The sequence below is a fragment of the Thomasclavelia cocleata genome (assembly GCF_900102365.1).
Lineage (GTDB): Bacteria > Bacillota_I > Bacilli_A > Erysipelotrichales > Coprobacillaceae > Thomasclavelia > Thomasclavelia cocleata.
This window is the reverse complement of record NZ_FOIN01000008.1, coordinates 46,110-70,911: the sequence shown is the minus strand read 5'-3', so window position 1 is coordinate 70,911 and position 24,802 is coordinate 46,110. Positions and strand designations below refer to the sequence as shown.

Below are 24,802 nucleotides of genomic sequence, written 5' to 3'. Positions count from 1 at the left end.
CTATAAAAAATAAAATATTATATTAAAATATTGCAGGTTAACAAATAAAATATATATAGATGGAAACGAAATTAAAGAGGAGGACTTAAAATGAAAAAAGTATTATCGTTTTTATTATCATGTACAATGTTAGTATGTATGGCAACTGTACTAACTGGTTGTGGAGGAAGTGACGATGGAGATGTTCATGTATTCTACTACAATTATAGTGACACTTATATTTCAAGTGTAAGAAGTGCTTTAGGGAAACAATTAAGCGATGCTGGTGTTAAGTATCAAGATTATGATGCTAATGGGAATCAGACAACTCAAACTGAACAAGTGCAAACAGCAATTACAAAAGGTGCCAAAGCATTAGTTGTTAATATCGTAAATACAGGTTCTGATGATGCTGCACAAGGTATTGTAGATATGGCTAAAAAAGAAAATATTCCATTGATTTTCTTTAACCGTGAAGTTTCTGATAAAATTGTAAAAGGTTATGACAAATGTGCTTTCGTAGGTACTGATGCTGCTGAGGCTGGGCACTTACAAGGTGAAATGATTGGTGAATATTTATTAGCTAATTATGATAGTTTTGATTTGAATAAAGATGGAAGTATTTCTTATATCATGTTTAAAGGTGAAGAAGGAAATAACGAAGCTATTTATCGTACTCAATATGCTGTAGAAGATGCAAATAAAAAATTAGTTGCCGCAGGTAAACCAGCATTAACTTTCTATGATGCTTCAAACAATGATAAATATTTAGTTGATCAACAAGGTAAATGGTCAGCTCAAGCAGCTAATGAATATATGACTACTGCTCTTGCTTCTTATAGTGACAGCAATAACAATATGATTGAATTAGTTATTTGTAATAATGATGGTATGGCTGAAGGTGCAATTACTGCTTTAAATTCAGTTGGATACAATACTAGTGGAGATAAAGTAATTCCTGTATTTGGTGTAGATGCAACTGATGCTGCTAAAGATTTAATTAAAAAGAATAAGATGGCTGGAACTATTAAACAAGATGCTGAAGGTATGGCAAAAGCGATAGCTTTATTAGCTCAAAATGCTTTAGATGATAAAGATTTAATGGATGGAACAGATAGTTATAACAAAGATAAAAAAGTTAATAAAATCCGTATTGCATATGGTAAATATTTAGGAGAATAAAAAATAAAGTTGGGCATTTGGTTAATTATCCAATGCCCCACTTAATTTTATGGATGAATAAAGGAGGGAAATTATGAGTGATGTTTTGTTAGAAATGAAAAACATTAGTAAGGAATTCCCAGGAGTAAAGGCACTAGATAATGTTTCATTAACAGTAAAACGTGGAAGTGTTCATGCATTGATGGGAGAAAATGGAGCAGGTAAATCTACTTTGATGAAATGTCTGTTTGGGATGTATGTCAAAGATACTGGGCAAATTTTCTTGGAAGGTGAAGAAGTAAATTTCAAAAATTCTAAAGATGCTTTAGAACATGGAGTTGCCATGGTGCATCAAGAGCTGAATCAGGCATTGAAAAGAAATGTTATGGATAATATCTGGTTGGGAAGATATCCTACTAAATTCAAGATTATGACATCAGAAAGTATCATGTACAAAGATACAAAAGCAATTTTTAAGGATCTAGGAATTGATGTTGATCCAAAAAGAATTATGAGTACTATGTCTGTTTCTAATCGTCAGATGGTTGAGATTGCAAAAGCAGTTTCATATAATTCTAAAATTATTGTTTTGGATGAACCGACTTCATCATTAAATGAACAGGAAGTAGAACATTTATTTAGAATTATAAATATGTTACGTGATCGTGGTTGTGGAATTATTTATATTTCTCATAAAATGGAAGAAATTTTAAGGATCAGTGATGATGTTACTATTATGCGTGATGGACAATGGATTGCAACCAAACCTGCTAATGAATTAACAATGGATAAGATCATTAAGTTAATGGTAGGGCGTGAATTAACTAATCGTTTCCCACCAAAAACAAATGTGATTGGGGAAACAGTATTAGAGGTTGATAAACTTACTGGTATGTATAATCATATTAAAGATATTTCATTTGATGTTAAACGGGGTGAAATTGTTGGAATTGCTGGATTAGATGGTTCAGGGCGTACTGAAGTTATTGAAACAATTTTTGGTATTGCTACAAGAAAATCTGGAACGATCAAAATCGATGGAAAAGTAATTAAAAATAAATCTGCTCAAGAATCAATTAAAAATGGTTTTGCTTTGTTAACAGAAGAAAGAAGAGCAACTGGTATCTTTGGAATCTTGGATATCAAGGAAAATACTACGATTTCAAATCTAAATAGTTATGTGAAAAATCATCTTTATTTAAGTGAAAAGCAAATGAAATTAGATACACAGTGGTCAATTGGAGCAATGCGTATCAAAACACCTTCACAAAGTACAAAAATAAGATCTTTGTCAGGGGGGAATCAGCAAAAAGTAATTTTAGGGCGCTGGTTATTAACAAATCCAGAAGTTTTATTGCTGGATGAACCTACACGTGGAATTGACGTTGGAGCTAAATATGAGATTTACCAATTAATTATTGATTTGGCTAGTAAGGGAAAATCAGTAATCATGGTATCTTCAGAAATGCCAGAGTTATTGGGAGTTTGTGATCGAATTCTTGTAATGTCTGGAGGAAGACTTGCAGGTGAGGTAGATGCTAAAACAGCAACTCAAGAAGAAATTATGACACTTGCAGCAAAATATGTATAAAGGAGAATTATTATATGGCAAAATTATTTAGTGGTGTAACTAGACAATATAATGATTTTAAGCAATTAAACAGCCAAGATAAAAAAACATTTTTAAAAGAATTATTAATTAATAACTCTTTATATATTTTCATGGTTATTGCAATTATTGCGATTCAAATTATAAGTCCTAAGTTCTTATCTAGTTCATCAATTATTAACATTGTTTCACTTTCAGCAGCTAACTTACCTATTGCATTAGGAATTGCTGGATGTATTATTTTAACAGGAACTGACCTATCTGCAGGACGTATCGTAGGTTTAGTAGCCTGTGTTTCTGCTTCACTTTTACAAGCATCTGGATATGCAAATAAAATGTTTGTAGATCTTGATACATTACCTATTTTTGTGGTTTTATTATTAGCAATTGCAATTGGAGCTATTGTAGGTTTTGTAAATGGTTTCTGTGTTTCAAAATTTAGCTTGCATCCATTTATTGTAACTTTAGCTACACAATTAATTGTATATGGTATTTTGTTGATGTATTTAATGATTGGTACAAATAATGGACAATCAATTTCTGGACTAGATGCAGGTTATACTGGTTTTATTGCAGGGGCAGCAATTAGTATTGGTGGTAAAGGTATTCCTAATTTTGTTTGGTATGCAGTTTTAATTACTATAATTATGTGGTTTATTTGGAATAAAACAAAATTTGGTAAAAATATGTTTGCTGTAGGATCTAATCCTGAAGCAGCTAATGTATCTGGGGTAAATGTTTCAAGAACAATTATCATGGTATTTGTTTTAGCTGGGATTATGTATGGTTTAACTGGTTTTGTTGAATCGGCTAGAATTGGTTCAAATAGTGCTGCAACTGGGTTAAACTATGAATTAGATGCAATTGCAGCCTGTGTAATTGGTGGGGTATCTTTTGTTGGTGGTATTGGTAAGATCCGTGGTGTAATTATTGGAGTTGTTTTACTTCGTATTATCTTCGTAGGATTGACTTTCTTAAGTATTGATGCTAATATGCAATATGTTATTAAAGGTTTAATTATTTTAGTAGCTTGTGCTGTTGATATGCGTAAATATTTAGTAAGAAAATAATTGGTGAGAGTATGGATGAAAAAGAAGAGATTGAAAAAAAGCAAAAAAATTGGGGACCTGGTGGCGGAATGTACCGAGGAGTCAATGTCCCTGTAAAAATATTAAATTATGTAATTATTACATTAATGGTTATTTTGGTTGGAGTTGTTGTTTTTCTAGCTCTTAATAGTCATTTTACAATTAATTTAGATACTAATGGTGGCGAAAATATTAAACCAATTGAATGCAAGTATGGTGATTCAATTGTAATTGATGAGCCTTTAAAAGCTGGATATAGTTTTGAAGGCTGGTATCTTGATCAAGATTTGAAACATGAATGGGATCCCCTTACCCAAAAGGTTGAACAAAGTATGACGTTATATGCGTCATGGAAACCGATTAAAATTAATGTTGTTTTTGATTATGATGGTGGTAATGTGATATTAGAACATAAAGAAGTTATTTATGATGATATTTATGGTGAATTACCACGACCAACTAAAGAAGGATATCAATTTTTAGGTTGGATATATAATAATGAATTTATTACTGAGAATACAACTGTATCAATAAATGGTGAACATGTATTAAAAGCTTTATGGCAATCTCAATAACTTCCATACATATTAAAACCAAGTCTGTTAAAGGGCTTGGTTTTTTATTTTGACTTTTATATTTTAACATTTTTTTCATTGATTATTTTGTATAGTTTATCTATGAGTATGGATAGGAGGGTAAAATGGAAGCTTATCAAAAATCGTTTGGAGATATTCAAAATGAATTAGGAGTATTTAATCAAGGATTGAATAAAAGTCAAATAGATAAATATAAACATTTGTTTGGAAAAAACGAAATAATTGAAGAAAAACACGAAAGTACATTAATAATATTTGTTAATCAATTTAAAGACTTATTAGTTATTATTTTAATTGTAGCGGGAATTATTTCAGCAATTAGTGGTGAATTTGAAAGTACCATTGTAATTTTGATTGTAATTACTTTAAATGCATTGTTAGGAACCTTTCAAACAGTAAAGGCACAAAAGTCGATTGATAGTTTGAAAAAGTTATCAATACCTAAAGTTAAAGTAATACGAGAAGGTAAAGTTCAAGAAATTAATTCAAATGAATTAGTTGTTGGTGATATTGTAAATATTGAAGCTGGAGATGTTATTGCTGGTGATGGAAGATTAAAAGAGGCAGTGAATCTTCAAATTAATGAAAGTGCCTTAACGGGTGAATCAAATAGTGTTGAAAAACAACTACTGCCAATTGATAAAAAGTGTACAATTGGTGATATGAATAATATGGTTTTTTCTGGTAGTTTAGTGACGAATGGTACTGGACAATATATAGTAACCGCAGTGGGGATGAAAAGTGAATTGGGTAAAATAGCAGGAATGCTAAACGAAACTAAGCAAAGAAAAACACCATTACAACGAACATTAGATGAATTTTCAGTTAAATTATCTATTGGAATTATAGCTATTTGTATTATTGTTTTATTTATGAGTGTTTTTATTGCAAAAGAACATATTTTAGATTCGTTGATGGTTGCAGTAGCTTTGGCTGTAGCTGCAATACCTGAAGCGCTTGGATCAATTGTTACAATAGTTTTATCAATTTCAACTCAAAAGATGGCAAAAGAGAATGCAATTATTAAAAATTTAAATGCAGTGGAAAGTCTAGGGTGTGTTTCTGTTATATGTTCAGATAAGACAGGTACTTTAACACAAAATAAGATGAGTGCAATAGATATTTATACTAATAGAAGGGTAATTTCAGTAAATGATTTAGACCACCATGAATATAGTCATAACGTTTTGTTGAAAACATTCAGCCTGTGTAATAATGCAGCAGTAAATGAAAATCATCAGGTTGGTGATCCAACAGAATTAGCATTATTAAACTTATACCATGACTATACTCTAAAGTATTCTTATAAATTAAGTGCTTTGAGACAATTAGAATTACCATTTGATTCAACTCGAAAATTAATGAGTATTAGTTCTAAAAATCATTTATATACAAAAGGAGCACCTGATGTTCTTTTAAAACGTTGTAATAGAATCTTGATAGATGGTTATAAAGAAATTTTATCTGAATATGAAAGAAAAAGAATTCTTCATCAAAATGAAAAATTTGCTCGTGATGGTTTACGCGTTATTGGTATTGCCTATAAAGAATTTTATCGTAATACTTTAGATATTAATGATGAAAAAGATTTAGTTTTTGTTGGTTTAGTATCATTGATAGATCCCCCACGTAAAGAAAGTAAAGAAGCGGTGAAAAATTGTCTTATAGCAGGAATTAAGCCAATTATGATAACTGGAGACCATGTTGTAACAGCTTGCAGTATTGCTAAAAATATTGGTATTTATCATGATGGTGACTTGTGTTTAGAGGGGATTCAATTGGAAAAAATGTCTAATCAGGAACTAGCTGATATATTGCCAAAGGTAAGTGTTTATGCTCGTGTAGCACCAGAACATAAAATTAGAATAGTTAAAGCTTGGCAAGATCAGGGTCAAATAGTTGCAATGACTGGAGATGGAGTTAATGATGCTCCTGCTTTAAAACAGAGTGATATTGGAGTTGCAATGGGGGTTACAGGAAGTGAGGTATCAAAAGATGCTGCTAGTATGATTTTAACTGATGATAATTTTGCAACTATTGTTCAGGCTATAATTACAGGGCGTAATGTTTATACAAATATAAAAAATTCAATTATTTATTTATTGTCTGGGAATTTAGCGGCTATAATTTGTGTTTTAATAACATCATTTTTAATTTTGCCAACACCATTTTTACCAGTACATCTGTTATTTATTAATTTAATTACAGATTCTTTGCCAGCGATTGCAATTGGAATGGAACAGGGAAGTGATGAGATTTTAAGACAAAAACCACGAGGAATGAATGATTCTTTATTAAATAAAGAGACATTATTGCAAATCGGTTTCGAAGGATTGATTATATGTGTTTTTACGATGTTAGCTTATTTTGTTGGCTTAAAAGTCAATGAATTATTTGCATCATCTATGGCGTTTGGAACATTGTGTTTGGCACGTTTATTACATGGTTTTAATTGTCGTAGTAATTTACCATTATATAAGATACCTTTAAATTTTTATAGTATAGGTGCTTTTGTTATTGGTACAGTATTATTGACATGGATTTTAATTTCACCTAATTTTCATACCTTTTTTTCAATTGGTGAACTAAGTTTGCGTCATCTGGCAATGATTTTTGTTTTTGCAACCATACCTAGTATTGTTATTCAATTATATAAGATGATCACATCAAAGCATAATTAAGTGGTTTACTTAATATAATATATTGGTGATTTGATGAAAAAACGATATATAATAATTATTATTTTAGTTATTTTTGCAATAATGATTCAACTTTTAAGTATAAATGTTACACCAATGCTTAAAAAGATTGCGGATAAAGAAATAGATCGTTTTTGTCAAATGGTGATTAATAATACACCATTTCCAGCTAAGTTAGATCACCAGGAATTAATTAGGATCAATCGTAATGGAAATGAAATATCAACAATTAATTTTAATACTAACTATGCTTCAAGTATAGGTGCTAAAATTGTTAATGAGTTAGATGAGCTATTTTCATCAGTTGAAGAAGGTATCTATAAAAAGACAGATAATTCATTTTATCAGCGTAAATTAGAAAAAATCAGTAAAGACGGTGGTGTTATTGCAAGTGTACCAATAGGGATGTTGACAGATAACCCTTTTTTAGCCAATCTTGGACCAAATATAAAAATTAGGTATAAGACTATATCTGCAATAACAAGTACTGTAAATAAGGAAATAAAAAGTTATGGGGTTAATCATGTAATGGTTTCTTTAACTTTAACAATTAAAATAAAGATGATGGTATTGCTGCCTTTTTATAATGAAGAGTTTAATAAGTCATATGAATATCCATTAATTATTGAAATCATTGAAGGGGAGGTGCCTAATTGGTATCAAAATTAGAAATATTACAACGATTTTATCAAATTTATTTAGAGCAGGAAAGTGATTATTTTGTTTATCAAGAAAAGTTTTATTATATCTGTAGGATAAATAATTTTACTAATGATTACCCATATTATATGAATAGCCTTAATCTAGTGGGTTTTACAGTTGTTAATAATTGTTTTAATCGACCAATAACTATGGATTATATTCTGTACACTTATCAAATTGAAACCTATCACATAGATACATTTATTCGTCAATCAATGATACCGATTCAATCAACAGTTGAAATAATAAAAATTAAAGAAAGCTGGTGTAAGATTCTTGATGAAGCAAAATGTAAAATTGGTAACTATGCTTCTAGAATCAGTCATTTTGAACATTTTGTAGTTTTATCATACTATTATCAAGGTTTAGGTGAATGTGCAATCAGTGTTTTAAATCAAATTAAATCAAAAGAAATCCCTGCTGGAATAGAACACTTTTATATGAATGATAGTTATGAAGTTCTATGTTGTCCTAGTAATTTTCTAGTTGCTTCAAGGGTTAAGGATTTAGCAACAGGATATAAAAATAATTTAATTTCTATAAATGAGTTAGAAGAATATATAAATTATATAAATTTATCAACTGATGAATTAACTTATTTATATGCTCGTTTATTGTTTCCTGGTCAATTTATGCAACTTGCAATTAATGATGATTGTAATGATAGTCAAGTGAAAAAGAGACTTCTTAACATATATCAAAATATTGATAATGAAAAAGTAAATCTTATTCAAGCTTATGAAATGTTAAGTAGATACACATCTATTCCTAAAATTGCATGGTTATAGTAATAATAAGTAATTAAAATAGTTTGGTATTTTCGTTCGCTTTAAGGTGACTAATACCTGACTATTTTTTGTTTGCAATACTGTTTTAGATTGTATATATAGGGCTAAAAAGAAACTCTAGGTGAAATATGGTCAAATAGAAAAATGAACCCATATTAGCTGCTTCAAAATCAAAATAGAAGTTTATAGTTAATTGAAAAAGAAATACAGTTACCTTTACCTCTGGAGTCAATGTGTTATAGGTAGTTTTTAGATCGGCTTTAGCTATCGTTTCAATATTTTTAATATATATTTATGTAGTTGGTAATCTTATTACATTTAATAATGAATATTATATGCTTAATCAAGAAGAAATTAGTATTCTAATTGCTTATTTTAAGGAAGAGTTAGGTGATTAGAGATTTGAAATATCAAGTTTTTTTCTAAATATATATAGAAAAGTTAAACAAGAGGATATGTAAAATCAATAAAATCTAAAGAAAGTTATTATTTGATATTTATATAATCAATCAGAATATAAAAACGACACTAATATTTTTAGTGTCGTTTAATAATTTTATTCAAAAAAATGGAGCGGGTGATGGGAATCGAACCCACGTAGTCAGCTTGGAAGGCTGAAGTTCTACCATTGAACTACACCCGCATTTCTAATGCGCTAATATAATAACACAATTAATAATTTTTTGCAAGATTTTTTTTGAAAAATGGTGACCCGCAGGCGATTCGAACGCCTGACCCTCTGATTAAAAGTCAGATGCTCTACCAGCTGAGCTAGCGGGTCGTTATATATTTGGCTGGGGTACCTGGATTCGAACCAGGGAGATGACAGAGTCAAAGTCTGTTGCCTTACCGCTTGGCTATACCCCAATAATAGATGGTGGAGGAGGGCGGATTCGAACCACCGAACCAAAGGAACTGAGTTACAGTCAGCCGCGTTTAGCCACTTCGCTACTCCTCCATCATGGTGCCGGCTAAAGGACTTGAACCCTCAACCTACTGATTACAAGTCAGTTGCTCTACCAATTGAGCTAAGCCGGCATATTTATTTTTAATGGTGGAGGTTAACGGGCTCGAACCGCTGACCCTCTGCTTGTAAGGCAGATGCTCTCCCAACTGAGCTAAACCTCCGCTTCATGATGCTTTAATATATTACCACTTACTTTATAAATAGTCAACAAAAATTTTACATAAAATGAAAAAGACAATCGAAATCGATTGTCTTTGCTATTAATAACCAGGTTTACCAAGTAATTTAAACATATTTTTCTTATATATTTCAACACCTGGTTGATTAAATGGATTTACTTCAAGTAAATATACAGACATAGCACATGAGATTTCAAAGAAATAAACCATGTAACCAAATCCATAAGCATCCATCTTATCTAATGTAATTAGGATATTAGGTACATTACCAGTATTTACATGAGCATCAATAGTTCCTTGACAAGCTTGTTTATTCACATAATCAACTGATTTACCTGCCAAATAATTTAAACCATCTAAATCGTCTTTATCACTAGGGATAGTCATGTCACCAGCGGGTTCTTTGATTTGCATAATTGTTTCAAATAATACTTTAGATCCTTCTTGAATGAATTGTCCTAATGAATGTAAATCAGTAGAGAAAGTAGCACTAGTAGGTAAGATTCCTTTATTTTCTTTTCCTTCTGATTCACCATATAATTGTTTCCACCATTCAGCAACCATTGCTAATTGTAACTCATATGTTACAAACATTTCAGCAGCATAACCAGCCTTGTGTAAAATTTGACGGGCAACACCATATTTATAAGCATCGTTTTGATCTAAGTCAGGATTAGCATATTTAACCATTGCATCTTTAGCACCGCTTAACATTTTATCAATGTCAATTCCAGCCATAGCAATCGGGAATAATCCAACTGGTGTTAAAACAGAATAACGTCCACCAACATCATCAGGAATTACAAAAGTTGTGTATCCTTCTTCTGTTGCTAAAGTTTTTAATGCACCACGTGCTTTATCAGTTGTAGCAACGATTCTTTCTTTAGCACCTTCTTTACCGTATTTAGCTTCACACATTTCTTTAAAAATTCTAAATGCAATAGAAGTTTCGGTTGTAGTTCCTGATTTTGAAATTACATTGATTGCAAAATCTTTTCCTTCAAGATAATCGCTTACTTGTTTGATATAGTTTGATGAAAAAGTATTACCAACATAGATTATTTCTACATCATTAGCTGGAAATAATCCATTAATTGCTTCAATTGCTGCACGGGCTCCTAAATAAGATCCTCCGATTCCACATACTAATAAGATATCTGTTTTTTCTCTTAGTTTTATTGCAGTTTCTTTAATTAATTCAACTTCAGCTTTATCATAATTTTTAGGTAGTTCAACCCAACCAAGAAAATCATTACCAGCTCCAGTCTTATTATGAATCATCTCATGGATATCTTTAACGGTATCTTTGTATGATTCTAAATCTTCATTTAATTTAGCTTTAGATAAATCCAATGTAATCATTTTAACTTTCCTCCGTGATTCCTTGTTTTAGCCATTTTTTCATGGCAAAGGATAATGGTGCAAATCCATTAGGCGTTTCAACAATCAATCGTCTAGGATTTTTGTAATAGACACGTTTGTTTCGCCTACGATAACGATTATCAATGGCCTTTAAACTTAATTTTGCATGATTTGTTTCTTCATCAAAGTCAATTATTTTAACTTTGATAAACTCACCAACTTTTACAAAACTATCAATACTTTTAACAAATTTATCTGATATTTCAGAAATATGAATTAGACCAGTTGAATTATCAGGTAAACTTGCAAAAGCTCCATATGGTTGAATGCCTGTTATTTTGACATCAACAATATCACCACGTTTAATTTTTTGGCTCATTTATAATCACTCCTTGCAAAAATATTATAACATAAATCTAACTAAAATATTTCATTTTAGCAATTTTTATTAATGATTTTTAAAATATGAAATTTTTTATAAAAATAATGAATATAAGATGAATTCTTTTTATTTAAAAATAAAAATTTTGTGGTAAAATAGAGTATTGATAAGGAGATGTTAAAGATGGAAAATACAAGTACAATTGAAGAAGTTGAAAAGGTAATAAATAAACTTAGACCATATTTAAATCGTGATGGTGGTGATATTGAATTATTAGATTTTAAAGATGGAATTGTTTATGTTAAGATGCTAGGTGCTTGTGCTGGATGTGCAATGCTTGATGAAACACTTAAAGATGGTGTTGAACAAATTTTAATGGAAGAAGTTCCAGGTGTTTTAGGAGTGCAAAATGTTTTAGAAGGTATGGAATTTTAAATTTGGATAACTTTGATACAAATTTGAGATAAAAATAAACAAATTTCATGTTAAAATATTAGTATCTGATAAATTGCTTGCAATATCTAATTAGATATATTATTATGTATTTGTTGTTTTTTTAGAATATTATTATTTAAATAAAGCAAACTATGTTTAGGTGATGATATGCAAGAAAATATTAGACAACAGAAAATGATTGCTAGTATCTTATTAGATATTGGCTTGGATGACGAATTAATAGAAGTTATGACGTCATTAACAAAAGAAGAAATACAAGAAATAAATAAAAAAGACTCTTATTAAGAACTACTAGATGAAGATCAATGATGTAGTGGCAACCCTATATTTAGAAGGTGCCTGACTGAGCAAGTTTCAACTTGAACAATGAGAGAAGGCTTCCTAACTATGTATGCTTTCTCTTTAGGAAGCTTTTTTATTTGTAGAAGGAGAAAGAAAAATGAAAGAAAAAGTATTATTTACTTCTGAATCAGTATCAAAAGGGCATCCTGATAAAGTTTGTGATCAAATTAGTGATGCGATACTTGATGCCTGTTTAAAAGAAGATCCAAATTCAAGAGTTGCTTGTGAAGTATTTGCAACTACTAATTTAGTGGTAATTGGTGGTGAAATTACCACTATTGCTAATGTTGATTATGAACAAGTAGCACGTAATGTTTTAAAAGATATTGGATATGATGATAGTGATAAAGGAATAGACTATCGTACTTGTAAAGTACAGGTTGTTATGGATCTTCAATCATCAGATATTGCCTTGGGTACTAATGATGAAGTTGGTGGGGCAGGTGATCAAGGAATCATGTTTGGATTTGCTTGTAAAGAAACTGAAGGATATATGCCACTAGCTATTTCAATTGCTCATCATTTAGTACGTTATGCAACGGAAAAGAAAAATAGTGGTGAATTTAAATATGCACGTCCAGACATGAAAGCTCAGGTAACAATCGATTATACTGAAAAGGACCCTAAAATTGATACTATTTTAATGTCAATACAACATGATCCTGATTTTAATGAAGAAGAATTTAAATGTTATATTAAAGAACAAATTATGGATGCTGTAGTAAAAAAATATGATTTAAATACAAATTACAAAGTTTTAATCAACCCAACTGGTCGTTTTGTAATAGGAGGCCCACATGGTGATACAGGTTTAACTGGTCGTAAGATTATTGTTGATACATATGGAGGTACAGCTCGCCATGGTGGTGGTGCATTTAGTGGTAAAGATCCTTCAAAGGTTGATCGCTCAGCAGCTTATATGTTAAGGTATATTGCTAAAAATATTGTTGCTGCTAATTTATGTGATAAAATTGAAATTCAAGTTTCTTATGCAATCGGGGTAAAAGAACCTACGTCAATCTTTATTGAAACTTATGGCACTGAACATGTGGATCGTGATACTATTTTAAAAGCTATTAAAGAAAACTTTGATTTGACTCCAGCAGGAATTATAAAATCACTACAATTACGGCAACCGTTGTATCTAAAAACTGCAGCCCATGGTCATTTTGGACGTGGTGATATTAACTTGCCATGGGAAAAATTAGATAAGGTTGAAATTTTAAAAAAATATTTATAAAAAAAATACTCGATTAATTGAGTGTTTTTTTAATTGTGTTAAAATATTGCAAATTTTATCTATAATTTAAGTATTATTTTATGTATTTATATTGTATAATATTCATATACAAAGGAGGAATTCATATGAAAATCTCAGTAAGAGGAAAAAACATTGAAATCACAGAAGCTATTGAAGCAAAAGTATCAGAAAAGCTGTCTAAATTAGATAAATATTTTATCGTTAGTGACAATGTTGAAGCAAAAGTTTTATGTCGAGTTTATCCTTATGGACAAAAACTTGAAGTTACGATTCCTACTGAATATGTACTTTTAAGAGCCGAAGTAGTTGATGATGATCTATACACTGCAATGGATTTAGTAGTGGACAAATTAGAGGGACAAATTAGAAAGTACAAAACAAGATTAAGTCGTAAATCAAAAGATAATAAACTTGCGTTCAACCTATCTTCAATTGAAGATGTTGAATCTGAAGATGATGTATTAGTAAAAGTGAAGGCTATTACTCCTAAACCAATGGATATGGAAGAAGCAATTATGCAAATGGAGCTAATCGGTCATTCATTCTTCGTATATCGTGATGCTGAAAGTGATTCTATTAGTATTGTTTATCGTCGTAATGACGGTGATTATGGTTTAATTGAAACAGATGAATAATAGTAAAAAGCCCTAAAGGGCTTTTTATTTTGAATTAATATTACAACCTTGATAATAGTTTTTAGCAACCATTAGTTTGTCAATATCATTTAAGATCGTAACCTTTTTAATTGACCACAAGGGAGCAATTAAATCATTTACATTACCATCCCCAGTAAGACGTTCGATAATAATATTATCAGGTAAATAACTTAGCTGTTCAGTTACTAAATCGATATAATCTTCACGAGAAAGCATTTCAAAATCACTGTTTAAATAAAGTTGATATAATTTTGTGTTTTTTATTACATAGAGCATATGAATTTTTAAAGCCTGAATATCTAATTTACCAATTTCTTTAACAGTTTGAAGCATCATTTCTTTTGTTTCGAATGGTAAACCATTAATAATATGTACACAAACATTAATTTTATGTTGACGTAATTTTTTTAAGCCAGTTAAAAATTCTTTATAGGTATGACCACGATTAATTATTTTTCCAGTTTCATCATGAATTGTTTGTAATCCTAACTCAATCCATAAATCACATTTAGAATTAAGTGTAGATAGATACTGCAAAACATCATCTTCTAAACAATCAGGACGTGTAGCAATACTAATTGCAACAACGTCTTTTTTATTTAAAAAAGGTTCAATACAGCTTTTAATCTTTTCTATAGGACCATATGTATTAGTGTTAGCCTGAAAATAGGCAATATATTTACATCCTGGCCACTTGTTTTGAAGAATTTTACTAATATCACAAAATTGCTGCTCAAGTGATTTTTCAACATTTCCAGCAAAATCTCCTGAGCCGCTGTTGCTACAAAAAATGCATCCCCCTATACCTTTACTGCCATCACGATTAGGACATGTAAACCCAGCATTAAGACTAACTTTTGCAACTTTATTATGGTACTTGTTTTTTAAATAATAATTAAAAGTATGATAACGCTTATTATCATTACTATATTTAAATAAATTCATTTTTATCACCGCAAATATTATAACATAAGGAGAAAAATATGGTATTACAACTTTCGCATATTACAAAATTTTATAAATTTGGCAAACATAAACAATTAGTACTTAATGATCTTTCAATAAATTTTCCACGTTTTGGATTAGTAGCAGTTGTAGGTAAAAGTGGTAGTGGAAAATCAACATTACTAAATTTAATTGCAGGGATTGAAAAACCTAGTAATGGTAAAGTGTTGATTGATGGGCGTGAGCTGAATTATTCACAAATAGACAAGTATCAACAAAGTTATATAAGTTATGTTTATCAATTCTATAATTTGATTGAATCTCTAACAGTTTATGAAAACTTGATTTTATTATCAGAAATAAAGGGGAGAACAGTATCTTTAAATTATTTAAAAACAATTACAGAAAGATTAAAGATAACTCCGTTATTGGATTGTTTTCCAAGTGAACTTTCTGGAGGACAGAAACAAAGGGTAGGATTGGCTAGAGCTTTTCTTTGTAATACCCCAATATTATTAGCTGATGAACCAACTGGAGCATTGAATGAATTATTGGCTAGTGAAGTAATGGAATTTTTGAGGTTTTATGCCAAAAAGCATTTAGTTATTGTTATTTCTCACAATTATCAATTAATAACCAAATACTCTAAAATGATTATAGATCTTGATAGTCATCAAAATAATTATAACTTTGATCAAGAAACTAGATATCATAAATATTTATATCAACAAGTAAGTAGTCCACTAATTAAAATAAAATTTTATTTAAAAAGGCAATTATTATATCAAAAAAAGAAAATTGTAATGATGTTTTGTTCTCAGTTATTCACGATTATTGCTTTTGTACTGCTTTTAAGTGGAATTAATGGAGGCTGGAATTATATTAATACATGTTTAAAAAGTAATCCAATTAAAGAAATAATTGAAATTAGTAAAAAGGATTATAATGAAATAAATTTTACTGATAAGCAGATTAATGTTTTGAAAAATGATAGCTTAGTAACTTCTTTAAATTATAAATTGGATTTTAGCTTTGGAATTTTTAAAACTGATCAGGAATTACAATTAGAAAGTTATCAGGTACATGATAGTGATTATATTGAATATTTAAATGGTAAGTTCCCAAGTCAAAATAATCAAATCATGATTAATCAAGAAACTGCTCATAAATATAGTTTAGATATCAATGATAAACTATATTTTATCATTGATGAAAATACTTATTATTTAAGTGTAAGTGCAATTATAAAGGATTATATAAATAATGGAACCAATATTTATTTTAGTGATAAATTTATTGATTTGGATTTAAAAGATAAGATAACAAATAAAAGTATTTTGATTATAAAGAGTAAATATTTTAAACAGTTATCAAAAAAATATGAACATGATTATTTTATAATTAATGTTCATCAAGATTATTTAGATAGTTATCAAACTTTATTTGAGATGGCGTTAATGGTTGTAATTTGTTTTTTGATAATTAGTTTTATTATTTCTTTAATTTTGATTTCTATAATTTTAAAAACAATCTTAATTGAGCGTAAAAGAGATATTTCTTTAATGTTATCAAATGGATTACCTTTAAATAAAGCAAGAAAACTATTTAGCCAAGAAACTAGTTTGATTGGAAGTATAATTGGTTTTTTAGGTTCTGTTTTAGCTGAACTATTATTAAGAATTATAAATATGTTAAATATTAGTGATAAATTATTTAACCTGCCAAATCTTTTTATTTTACCTAAACTTATGATTTCATCATACGATATATATATAATTATGATTTTTGTTTATACAAGTGCATGTTTTGGAGTAGGAGTTTTATCAAGCTTACAAATCAGTAAGATGAATACTAGTATCTTGTTAAAGGAGGATTAAGATGTTAGAGATAAAAAATCTATATAAGCGATATGATGAGTTGATTATTGATAATTTATCAATTATTTTTCCAAGTCATGGTATGGTAGTAATATCAGGTGAGTCAGGATGTGGGAAAACAACTTTATTAAATATCTTGGGTGGTATAGATCAGGATTATGATGGAGAGATATTGTTTGATCACCAAAATATTAAAACAATAAAACATTATTGTCGAAAACATATTGGATTTATTTTTCAAAATTTTAATTTAGTTAATTGGTTAAATGTTAGGCAGAATTATTTTTTGCCTAAGTTTTTTTGTCAAATTATATTTAAGAGGGAAATAGATGATCGTGAAGAAAAATTAGATTTAATTAATGTTTCAAAAAAGAAAGTAAATGTATTATCAGGAGGACAAAAACAACGAATAGCAGCATTGAGAGCGATGATCAAAAATGTTGATATCCTACTTTGTGATGAACCTACAGGTTCATTAGATGAAAATAATGCTAAAATAATTTTTGATATTTTAAAACGGGAAGCTAAGGAACGATTAGTAATTGTGATTACACATGATGAACAATTGGCTAGTCAGTATGGGGATTATATATATTCTTTCCAAAATGGTAAATTAATTGGTAAATATCATAATATAGAGGATAATAATTTTTATTATCGTTTAAAAGAAAAAAAGTCATCTTTAAATCTTTTTAAATTATCTTTGTTGCAATATCGTGCTAATTTTAGAAGAAATACTAAAATTGTTATTGGTCTCATGATGGCACTAATATGTATAATGATAACCTTTACATTAAGTGGTTCATTACAACAGCAAATTCAAAAACAACTTAATAATATTTTTCCTAACCAATTAGTATCGTTACAAAGTATTAGTAGAAAAGGTTTAAATTATAAAGATTTAGTAGAATTAACAAATAATCAGGATATTACATATTTATATGGTGAAATGAGAGATTTTGAATTTATTGGAATTTCTGTACAGAAAGACTATAATATTGATAGAACGATATATATAAGTGATATGACTAAAGAATTAAAGAATAATCAATTGGAAATAGGAAGAAACATTAAAAGTGATTATGAAATCATTTTATCAAAAACAACAGCTGTTCATTTGAAGCAAGATTATAAAAAACTTTTAAATCGGTATGTTTATGGTTATTATTTACAAGGAGATAGTGTCAAAAAAGTAAGATTAAAAGTAGTTGGAATTAGTGGAGAAAATACGATTTTTGATACTATTTATATTAATGAGCTGGCAAATGTAAAACATGTAAGTGAATGTTTTAATATTAATCTTGATCAGATATATTTTTCGATTGGAATGATTAATATTGATAATAAAGTAAATGTAAATAGTTGTTTAAAGAAATTAAAAAAGAAATATTTTAATTTAGAATTTAAAGTTGCAGGAGAAAATATTAGTAATAAAATAAATGATTTTTTATTACAGACTCAACGTATTTTAATTTTATTTTCTTCTTTAGCGGTTGTTGCAGCTTGTTTTTTAATTGGAGAAGTATTATATTTGTCAGCAGTTCAAAAAACAAAAGATATTGGTATATTTAAGTGTTTAGGAGCAAGTAAATTACAACTTAAGTTATTAGTTTTATTTGAAAGCTTTATTTTGATTAATATTGCTTTTTTAGTTTCATATTTGTCTTTTTGTCAATTAATTGGTTTTATTAACCAGTTTATTGAAGAAGGATTACAGTTAGATTTATCTCAATCATTTATCCAGGTAGATAATTATTTATTAGGCTTAATATATTTTGGAGCATTATTTTTTGGGGTTATCAGTAGTTATTTTCCAGCACGTTTTGCAAGTAATTTAGATCCTGTAAAAGCATTAAAGTATCAAAGATATTAAAAAGCTGAATTTTGTTGCATCTAGTTAGTTTTGTGATATAATATTTAGGTATTAAAGAAAATCAATGAATAGGACTAGTAGTAATTTATGTTTTTCATAGAGAGTCAGTGGGTGGTGGAAACTGATGAAACAGATTATGAACTCACCTAGGAGATGCAGTGGTGAATCAAGTAGTCACTGTCGTTAACTGCGTTAAAGTTTTGAGTGCATAGTCTTTTTGACTTTGAACTAAGGTGGTAACGCGATATTAAGTCGTCCTTAGATGGAGGACTTTTTTATTTTAAGGAGGAATTATAAAATGCCGTTTAATCACAAAGAAATCGAGCCGAAATGGCAAAAATATTGGGATGAACATAAGACATTTAAAACAGATTGCTATGATGATAGCAAACCTAAATATTATTGTGTTGATATGTTCCCATATCCATCAGGAAATGGTCTTCATGTTGGGCATCCTGAAGGATATACTGCAACAGATATTGTTTCAAGAATGAAAAGAATGCAAGGATATAATGTTTTACATCCAATGGGGTTTGATTCATTTGGCTTACCAGCAGAACAATTTGCAATCCAAACTGGACATCACCCTGCAGAATTTACGAAAAAAAATATTGAAGTATTTAAGGGACAAATTAAATCATTGGGATTTTCTTATGATTGGGATCGTGAGATTGCGACTAGTGATCCTGAATATTATAAATGGACACAATGGATATTTACTAAGTTATATGATGCTGGATTAGCTTATGTTGATGAAATTCCAGTAAACTGGTGTCCTGAACTTAAGGCAGTTCTTGCAAATGAAGAAGTTATTGATGGTAAAAGTGAACGTGGAGGGTATCCTGTTATTCGTAAACCAATGCGTCAATGGGTTCTAAAAATTACGGAATATGCTGAAAGGTTATTAGAGGATCTTGATGATTTGGATTGGCCTGAAGCAACAAAACAAATGCAACGTAATTGGATTGGAAAATCTATTGGAGCTAATGTTGATTTTAAAATAGATGGAACTGATAAAATATTTACTGTATTTACAACTCGTTGTGATACTTTATTTGGGGCAACTTATTGTGTCATGGCTCCAGAACATCCATATGTAGTAGAAATCACTAGCCCTGAACAAAAAGAAGCAATTGAAGCTTATAAAAAAAGCTGTGCTAGTAAATCTGATTTAGAAAGAACAGAATTAAATAAAGATAAAACTGGAGTTTTTACAGGGGCATATGCTATTAATCCTGTTAATGGAAAGAAAATTCCAATTTGGATTTCAGATTATGTTCTAGCTAGTTATGGAACAGGAGCTATCATGGCAGTACCTGCTCATGATGAAAGAGATTGGGAATTTGCAAAAAAATTTGGAATTGATATTATTCCAGTATTAGAAGGTGGAAATGTTGAAGAGGCTGCTTACATTGAAGATGGTTTACACATTAACTCTGATTGGTTAGATGGTCTTGAAAAACAAGAAGCTATTGATAAAATGATTGTCTGGTTAGAAGAACATAACTGTGGTGGAAAGAAAATTTCTTATAAATTAAGAGATTGGTTATTTTCAAGACAACGTTACTGGGGGGAACCAATTCCTATTGTACATATGGAAGATGGTACAATGAAGACTGTTCCTGTTGAAGAATTACCATTAGAACTTCCTGCAACTAAAAACTTCCAACCACATGATAGTGGTGAATCACCGTTAGCTAATTGTGAAGATTGGTTAGAAGTAGAGATTGATGGTCAAAAAGGACGACGTGAAACTAATACAATGCCACAATGGGCTGGCTCATGCTGGTATTATATTCGTTATATTGATCCACATAATAATGAAGCAATATGTGATTCTAAATTGTTAGAAAAATGGTTACCAGTTGATTTATATGTAGGTGGGGCAGAACATGCAGTATTGCACTTATTATATTCTCGTTTTTGGCATAAAGTATTATATGATGCTGGAGTAGTTAAATGCAAAGAACCATGGCAGCGATTATTCCATCAAGGAATGATTCTTGGTGATAATAATGAAAAAATGTCTAAATCACGTGGAAATGTTGTTAATCCGGATGATATTGTTGCATCACATGGAGCTGATTCACTAAGATTATACGAAATGTTCATGGGACCTTTAGAAGCAGCGCTTCCTTGGTCTACAAATGGATTAGATGGTTCACGTAAATGGCTGGATCGAGTATATCGTTTATTTATTGAACAAGATAAATTAAGTGATGAAAATGATCATAGTCTAGATCGTGTTTATCATCAGACTGTAAAAAAAGTAACTGATGATTTTGAAACATTAGGATTTAATACTGCTATTTCACAAATGATGATCTTTATTAATGAATGTTATAAAGCACCATCTGTATACAAAGAATATGCATTTAATTTTATTAAGATGCTTTCTTGTATTGCACCACATATTTGTGAAGAAATGTGGCAGATGTTAGGTAATGAAAATACTCTTGCATATGAATCATGGCCTACATATGATGAAAATATGCTTGTAAGTGAAACTGTTGAAATGGGTGTCCAGGTAAATGGTAAACTTAGAGCTAAAATTCAGGTAGCTAAAGATGCGGATGATGAAGCGGTTAAAGCTATTGCTTTTGAACAAGAAAATGTTAAAGCTCATATTGATGGTAAAAATATTGTAAAAGTGATAGTTGTTAAAAATAAAATCGTCAATATTGTCGTTAAATAAAATAAGATATGTAGACTTACATAAAGAAAAGTAGAAAAAATATTGAATACATCAATGTTTTTCTGCTTTTTTTGCCACACCATTTATCTTAGTGAAATTCACGTGATTTATAATAAATTATTATATTTTGATGCAAAAAATGGTGTAGTTGCGATTTGCTAAAAAAAGAGATTCGTATGTATGTTTTTAAAGAATGATTTATATTTTGACTTTGGAATGTTTATAAAGATATTCCTTTTTTTCATCTGATGAGAGACCTACTCTCCTCTGCGTACTCTGTAGTATACCGCATCTTTTATCGAATACTACAAAAATAATTGGAGAGAAATCATTTTTAATAAAATATTTGTGTCCGACTAACAAAGGCGGGCGGAAATGAATGTGGTGATAAGCATAAAATAAAGATGATTAATAAACAAAAAAATGGTATAATAATCTAAGGAAAGGATGATATGTATGGCAATTTATTTAAATCCAGCAAACAATGAATATATAGAAACAAAAAATGGACAGATATTTGTAGATAAATCATTATTGATAGATTATACAAATAAAATAATGAAAACACCACAAAAATACATATGTATATCTCGTCCAAGACGCTTTGGAAAGAGTACAGATGCAAATATGCTAGTTGCATATTATTCTAAAGGGTGTGATTCATTAGAATTATTTGATAATTTGAAAATTAGTGAAACTGAGTTATATCAAAAACATTTAAATCAGCATAATGTTATTCATTTAAATATGCAAAGCTTTTTAAGTAAAACAAAAAGTGTTGAAAAGATGATAGAACTATTGATTAGACTACTGGTTCGTGAAATAAAGATGGCATATTTAAATTTAGATTTGTTTGATGAAACAGATTTATCATTAACTTTAGATGATGTATATGTGCAGACAAATCAATCATTTATTTTTATTATTGATGAATGGGATTGTATTTTTAGAGAATACGAGGAAGATAGAAGTGCTCAAGAAAAATATCTGGATTTTCTTAGAGATTTATTAAAGGATAAACCATATGTATCATTATGTTATATGACAGGGATCTTGCCAATTAAAAAGTATGGTACACATAGTGCTTTAAATATGTTTAAAGAAGTATCTATGCTCAATCCTACACCATTAGAAGATTTTATGGGTTTTACAGAAAAAGAAGTTCAAGATTTATGTCAAAAATATAATATGGACTATAATATAATGAAAGAATGGTATGATGGTTATCAAATGACAGAAGAATTATCGGTTTATAATCATCGTTCAGTTGTTTTTTCATTGATTGATAGAAAATATGAAAACTACTGGAGTGTAACAGAAACATATGAAGCTTTACAGATTTATATTGATATGAATTTTGATGGATTAAAAGATGATGTTGTAAAGTTACTGGCAGGAGAATATGTTTATCTTAATGTAAATAAGTTTCAAAATGATATGACTACATTTAAATCAAAGGATGATGTTTTAACATTGCTTATTCATCTTGGATATCTAGGATATAACAGTTTAAATCAGACATGCTATATTCCAAATAAAGAAGTCACAAGTTCATTTACTGCTTCGATTGAAGATTCATCATGGAATGAAACAACAAAAGCATTATTAAATAGTCAGGCATTGTTAGAAGCGACATGGAACAAAGATGAAGAAGCAGTTGCAAAATATATAGAAGAGGCCCATCTTGATACATCAATATTAACATATAATAATGAAAATGCGTTATCATATACCATATCAATTGCATATATGAATGCCAGAAACTATTATACAATTGTAAGAGAAATGCCAAGTGGGAAAGGATTTGCAGATATGGTGTTTATTCCTAAAGGAGATAAACCAGCAATGATTATTGAATTAAAATGGGAACAGGATGTTGAAACCGCCATCAGTCAAATTAAAGAAAAGAAATATCCAAAGGGATTAGAGAATTATAAAGATAATTTATTAATAATAGGAATAGCTTATGATATGCAAACAAAGAAACACACATGTAAGATAGAGGAATTGGTTTAGGATTATAAATCACAGATAACTGGTTAGTTTCCATAACTTACATTAGTTTATGTTAAAACTGGTCCATGTGCGATTTTACAAATCAATAAAAGTATTAATGGGGGCAGTAACGAAATAAAATAAAGGAAAAGGTGAAAACAAAACAGTAAGCAGAAATGCAGTTTTAGACGAGTTTTATGCAGTTGTCGATGAAAACCTGTCCAGTGAGTTTGGAGTAATAAAAGAAGATATGAAATTCACAAGATTCACGAGAAGAGGAATAGAGAACGTGAAAATGGAATTTTTACTGGTGTGTATAGGATATAATTTAAAGAAATATCACAAATACAGACTAAAGAAAGAGAAAAAACAGCCAGTAAATTAGTGAAAATCAATGATAACTCGATGAAATGTCACATTGAAAATAGGGGGGAGCTGACGATACCCTCATTGCGCTCAAAAACAGCCAAAAAGCAGTCAAAATAACATAAAATATTATTAAATATCGTAATAGATGCAATTATAGTTGGTAATTGCTTTTTATTTTGCAGAAAAAAAGCTGAACGAACAACTTTCCTTTTAAAAAGTTATTTCGTTACAGCCTCTTTTTTATATGTGAATTTATTATAACATGAATATTAAAAGAGTAATTCAAACTTTATTAAATTACCCTGCATCTAATTTATTATTATTCATTTTAATATATTATTTAATTTGTTTTGTTAATTAGAAAATCAATCATAACATTTAATAACTCTATGTATTCACTATTTTTTTGTGATAAGACAATAAGATTTTTATTTAGTGTATCTATAAATTGTTGGGGAACTTTTTTAAATTCATGCGATAAAATATCATCAGATGTAATTCCTAAAGCATTAGCAATTTTTATAAGTACTTCTAGACTTAATTTGCTTTGAGCTCTTTCAATTTTACCTAAATAATTGGGGGTAATATCAGCTTTATAGGCTAATTCTTCGATTGTTAGGTTTTGTTTTAGTCGTTCTTTTCTAATATTATTTCCAAGTTTAGTGTAGTCCATTTAATCATCTCCAAATTATATACATAATACCTATAAAATCATAAAATATAAAGTTACTGTATGTCTTGAAAGTGTTTAATAAGTCCTTTGGATAAAATAGTAAAAGGTTAATTTTTAATGTTTATCTATAATATAAATACATAATAAT

Annotated in this window: 20 protein-coding genes, 6 tRNA genes, 1 riboswitch and 1 other annotated feature; of the genes, 16 read left to right on the top strand and 10 right to left on the bottom strand. The window is 29.3% G+C overall.

Going from position 1 to position 24,802, the window contains the following annotated elements; translation table 11 throughout:
• The first annotated feature begins 90 nt into the window (after positions 1-90).
• The 7 genes from BMW96_RS05210 (at position 91) to BMW96_RS05180 (ending at position 8,622) form a co-directional block, all read left to right on the top strand.
• Positions 91-1,161: a galactose ABC transporter substrate-binding protein gene (locus BMW96_RS05210; RefSeq protein WP_092353206.1), complete on the top strand. Its 1,071-nt coding sequence runs from the start codon at positions 91-93 to the stop codon at positions 1,159-1,161.
• A 73-nt stretch (positions 1,162-1,234) separates the two neighbouring features.
• Positions 1,235-2,731 (top strand): sugar ABC transporter ATP-binding protein, encoded by a 1,497-nt coding sequence (locus BMW96_RS05205; protein ID WP_092353204.1) that lies wholly within the window; start codon positions 1,235-1,237, stop codon positions 2,729-2,731.
• A 14-nt stretch (positions 2,732-2,745) separates the two neighbouring features.
• Positions 2,746-3,819: a galactose/methyl galactoside ABC transporter permease MglC gene (locus BMW96_RS05200; protein WP_092353202.1), complete on the top strand. Its 1,074-nt coding sequence runs from the start codon at positions 2,746-2,748 to the stop codon at positions 3,817-3,819.
• A gap of 11 nt (positions 3,820-3,830) precedes the next feature.
• Entirely contained in the window at positions 3,831-4,412 is a 582-nt protein-coding gene (locus BMW96_RS05195; RefSeq protein ID WP_092353200.1) for an InlB B-repeat-containing protein, read from the top strand.
• A gap of 125 nt (positions 4,413-4,537) precedes the next feature.
• Complete coding sequence (locus BMW96_RS05190) at positions 4,538-7,114, top strand: cation-translocating P-type ATPase (RefSeq protein WP_092353198.1); 2,577 nt, start codon at positions 4,538-4,540, stop codon at positions 7,112-7,114.
• Positions 7,115-7,147: 33 nt separating this feature from the next.
• Positions 7,148-7,801, top strand: coding sequence for a sporulation protein YunB (gene yunB, locus BMW96_RS05185; RefSeq protein ID WP_092353196.1), 654 nt, complete (start codon positions 7,148-7,150; stop codon positions 7,799-7,801).
• On the top strand, positions 7,786-8,622 hold the full coding sequence (locus BMW96_RS05180; protein WP_092353194.1) for a hypothetical protein: 837 nt from the start codon (positions 7,786-7,788) through the stop codon (positions 8,620-8,622). Before yunB ends, BMW96_RS05180 begins: the two co-directional genes overlap by 16 nt.
• A gap of 569 nt (positions 8,623-9,191) precedes the next feature.
• Here BMW96_RS05180 and BMW96_RS05175 read toward each other — a convergent pair.
• The 8 genes from BMW96_RS05175 to BMW96_RS05140 all read right to left on the bottom strand — a co-directional run bounded on the left by BMW96_RS05175 (position 9,192) and on the right by BMW96_RS05140 (position 11,509).
• Positions 9,192-9,265: transfer RNA gene (locus BMW96_RS05175), tRNA-Gly, on the bottom strand.
• A 62-nt stretch (positions 9,266-9,327) separates the two neighbouring features.
• A tRNA-Lys gene (locus BMW96_RS05170) sits at positions 9,328-9,403 on the bottom strand.
• Positions 9,404-9,413: 10 nt separating this feature from the next.
• A tRNA-Gln gene (locus tag BMW96_RS05165) sits at positions 9,414-9,489 on the bottom strand.
• An 8-nt stretch (positions 9,490-9,497) separates the two neighbouring features.
• Positions 9,498-9,580 (bottom strand) — tRNA-Tyr (locus tag BMW96_RS05160).
• A gap of 4 nt (positions 9,581-9,584) precedes the next feature.
• Positions 9,585-9,660, bottom strand: a tRNA-Thr gene (locus tag BMW96_RS05155).
• 14 nt (positions 9,661-9,674) lie between these two features.
• Positions 9,675-9,750, bottom strand: a tRNA-Val gene (locus tag BMW96_RS05150).
• A gap of 99 nt (positions 9,751-9,849) precedes the next feature.
• A complete protein-coding gene (locus BMW96_RS05145) occupies positions 9,850-11,130 on the bottom strand; it encodes a glucose-6-phosphate isomerase (protein ID WP_092353192.1) in 1,281 nt (426 codons plus the stop codon).
• Between the two features lies 1 nt (position 11,131).
• Entirely contained in the window at positions 11,132-11,509 is a 378-nt protein-coding gene (locus BMW96_RS05140; protein WP_092353190.1) for a CvfD/Ygs/GSP13 family RNA-binding post-transcriptional regulator, read from the bottom strand.
• Between the two features lie 186 nt (positions 11,510-11,695).
• Between BMW96_RS05140 and BMW96_RS05135 the strand changes: the two genes are divergently transcribed.
• The 4 genes from BMW96_RS05135 (at position 11,696) to hpf (ending at position 14,206) form a co-directional block, all read left to right on the top strand.
• Positions 11,696-11,947: a NifU family protein gene (locus BMW96_RS05135; protein ID WP_092353188.1), complete on the top strand. Its 252-nt coding sequence runs from the start codon at positions 11,696-11,698 to the stop codon at positions 11,945-11,947.
• A 168-nt stretch (positions 11,948-12,115) separates the two neighbouring features.
• Entirely contained in the window at positions 12,116-12,253 is a 138-nt protein-coding gene (locus BMW96_RS14065; protein WP_169924261.1) for a hypothetical protein, read from the top strand.
• Positions 12,244-12,341, top strand: a riboswitch (SAM riboswitch). It overlaps the preceding gene by 10 nt.
• A 66-nt stretch (positions 12,342-12,407) precedes the next feature.
• A complete protein-coding gene (gene metK / locus BMW96_RS05130; RefSeq protein WP_092353186.1) occupies positions 12,408-13,550 on the top strand; it encodes a methionine adenosyltransferase in 1,143 nt (380 codons plus the stop codon).
• Positions 13,551-13,675: 125 nt separating this feature from the next.
• Positions 13,676-14,206, top strand: coding sequence for a ribosome hibernation-promoting factor, HPF/YfiA family (gene hpf / locus BMW96_RS05125; RefSeq protein WP_092353184.1), 531 nt, complete (start codon positions 13,676-13,678; stop codon positions 14,204-14,206).
• Positions 14,207-14,230: 24 nt separating this feature from the next.
• Here hpf and mnmL read toward each other — a convergent pair whose 3' ends face one another.
• A complete protein-coding gene (mnmL, locus tag BMW96_RS05120; protein ID WP_092353182.1) occupies positions 14,231-15,172 on the bottom strand; it encodes a tRNA modification radical SAM protein MnmL/YtqA in 942 nt (313 codons plus the stop codon).
• Positions 15,173-15,210: 38 nt separating this feature from the next.
• On the opposite strand from mnmL, the gene BMW96_RS05115 reads away from it, so the two are divergent.
• The 5 genes from BMW96_RS05115 to BMW96_RS14625 all read left to right on the top strand — a co-directional run bounded on the left by BMW96_RS05115 (position 15,211) and on the right by BMW96_RS14625 (position 23,997).
• Positions 15,211-17,049 carry an ABC transporter ATP-binding protein/permease gene (locus BMW96_RS05115; RefSeq protein WP_092353180.1) on the top strand — a complete coding sequence of 613 codons (1,839 nt, stop codon included), beginning with the start codon at positions 15,211-15,213 and terminating at the stop codon, positions 17,047-17,049.
• A 1-nt stretch (position 17,050) separates the two neighbouring features.
• On the top strand, positions 17,051-18,922 hold the full coding sequence (locus BMW96_RS05110) for an ATP-binding cassette domain-containing protein (RefSeq protein ID WP_092353178.1): 1,872 nt from the start codon (positions 17,051-17,053) through the stop codon (positions 18,920-18,922).
• 55 nt (positions 18,923-18,977) lie between these two features.
• Positions 18,978-19,185 (top strand) — a binding site (T-box leader).
• Between the two features lie 35 nt (positions 19,186-19,220).
• A complete protein-coding gene (gene leuS, locus BMW96_RS05105; RefSeq protein ID WP_092353176.1) occupies positions 19,221-21,617 on the top strand; it encodes a leucine--tRNA ligase in 2,397 nt (798 codons plus the stop codon).
• Between the two features lie 456 nt (positions 21,618-22,073).
• Positions 22,074-23,633 (top strand): AAA family ATPase, encoded by a 1,560-nt coding sequence (locus tag BMW96_RS05100; RefSeq protein WP_092353174.1) that lies wholly within the window; start codon positions 22,074-22,076, stop codon positions 23,631-23,633.
• Positions 23,634-23,829: 196 nt separating this feature from the next.
• The gene (locus BMW96_RS14625; protein ID WP_257607918.1) at positions 23,830-23,997 is read left to right on the top strand and encodes a transposase; all 168 of its coding nucleotides are present in this window, start codon (positions 23,830-23,832) and stop codon (positions 23,995-23,997) included.
• A gap of 324 nt (positions 23,998-24,321) precedes the next feature.
• Here BMW96_RS14625 and BMW96_RS05090 read toward each other — a convergent pair whose 3' ends face one another.
• Positions 24,322-24,654: a helix-turn-helix domain-containing protein gene (locus tag BMW96_RS05090; protein ID WP_092353172.1), complete on the bottom strand. Its 333-nt coding sequence runs from the start codon at positions 24,652-24,654 to the stop codon at positions 24,322-24,324.
• Between the last annotated feature and the right edge of the window lie 148 nt (positions 24,655-24,802).

Excerpts from the sequence above, each read along its gene's own strand:
- BMW96_RS05210 (WP_092353206.1), top strand. The coding sequence starts at position 91 with ATGAAAAAAGTATTATCGTTTTTATTATCATGTACAATGTTAGTATGT.
- BMW96_RS05205 (WP_092353204.1), top strand. The coding sequence starts at position 1,235 with ATGAGTGATGTTTTGTTAGAAATGAAAAACATTAGTAAGGAATTCCCA.
- BMW96_RS05200 (WP_092353202.1), top strand. The coding sequence starts at position 2,746 with ATGGCAAAATTATTTAGTGGTGTAACTAGACAATATAATGATTTTAAG.
- BMW96_RS05195 (WP_092353200.1), top strand. The coding sequence starts at position 3,831 with ATGGATGAAAAAGAAGAGATTGAAAAAAAGCAAAAAAATTGGGGACCT.
- BMW96_RS05190 (WP_092353198.1), top strand. The coding sequence starts at position 4,538 with ATGGAAGCTTATCAAAAATCGTTTGGAGATATTCAAAATGAATTAGGA.
- yunB (WP_092353196.1), top strand. The coding sequence starts at position 7,148 with ATGAAAAAACGATATATAATAATTATTATTTTAGTTATTTTTGCAATA.
- BMW96_RS05145 (WP_092353192.1), bottom strand. The coding sequence starts at position 11,130 with ATGATTACATTGGATTTATCTAAAGCTAAATTAAATGAAGATTTAGAA.
- BMW96_RS05140 (WP_092353190.1), bottom strand. The coding sequence starts at position 11,509 with ATGAGCCAAAAAATTAAACGTGGTGATATTGTTGATGTCAAAATAACA.
- BMW96_RS05135 (WP_092353188.1), top strand. The coding sequence starts at position 11,696 with ATGGAAAATACAAGTACAATTGAAGAAGTTGAAAAGGTAATAAATAAA.
- BMW96_RS14065 (WP_169924261.1), top strand. The coding sequence starts at position 12,116 with ATGCAAGAAAATATTAGACAACAGAAAATGATTGCTAGTATCTTATTA.
- metK (WP_092353186.1), top strand. The coding sequence starts at position 12,408 with ATGAAAGAAAAAGTATTATTTACTTCTGAATCAGTATCAAAAGGGCAT.
- hpf (WP_092353184.1), top strand. The coding sequence starts at position 13,676 with ATGAAAATCTCAGTAAGAGGAAAAAACATTGAAATCACAGAAGCTATT.
- mnmL (WP_092353182.1), bottom strand. The coding sequence starts at position 15,172 with ATGAATTTATTTAAATATAGTAATGATAATAAGCGTTATCATACTTTT.
- BMW96_RS05115 (WP_092353180.1), top strand. The coding sequence starts at position 15,211 with ATGGTATTACAACTTTCGCATATTACAAAATTTTATAAATTTGGCAAA.
- BMW96_RS05110 (WP_092353178.1), top strand. The coding sequence starts at position 17,051 with ATGTTAGAGATAAAAAATCTATATAAGCGATATGATGAGTTGATTATT.
- leuS (WP_092353176.1), top strand. The coding sequence starts at position 19,221 with ATGCCGTTTAATCACAAAGAAATCGAGCCGAAATGGCAAAAATATTGG.
- BMW96_RS05100 (WP_092353174.1), top strand. The coding sequence starts at position 22,074 with ATGGCAATTTATTTAAATCCAGCAAACAATGAATATATAGAAACAAAA.
- BMW96_RS05090 (WP_092353172.1), bottom strand. The coding sequence starts at position 24,654 with ATGGACTACACTAAACTTGGAAATAATATTAGAAAAGAACGACTAAAA.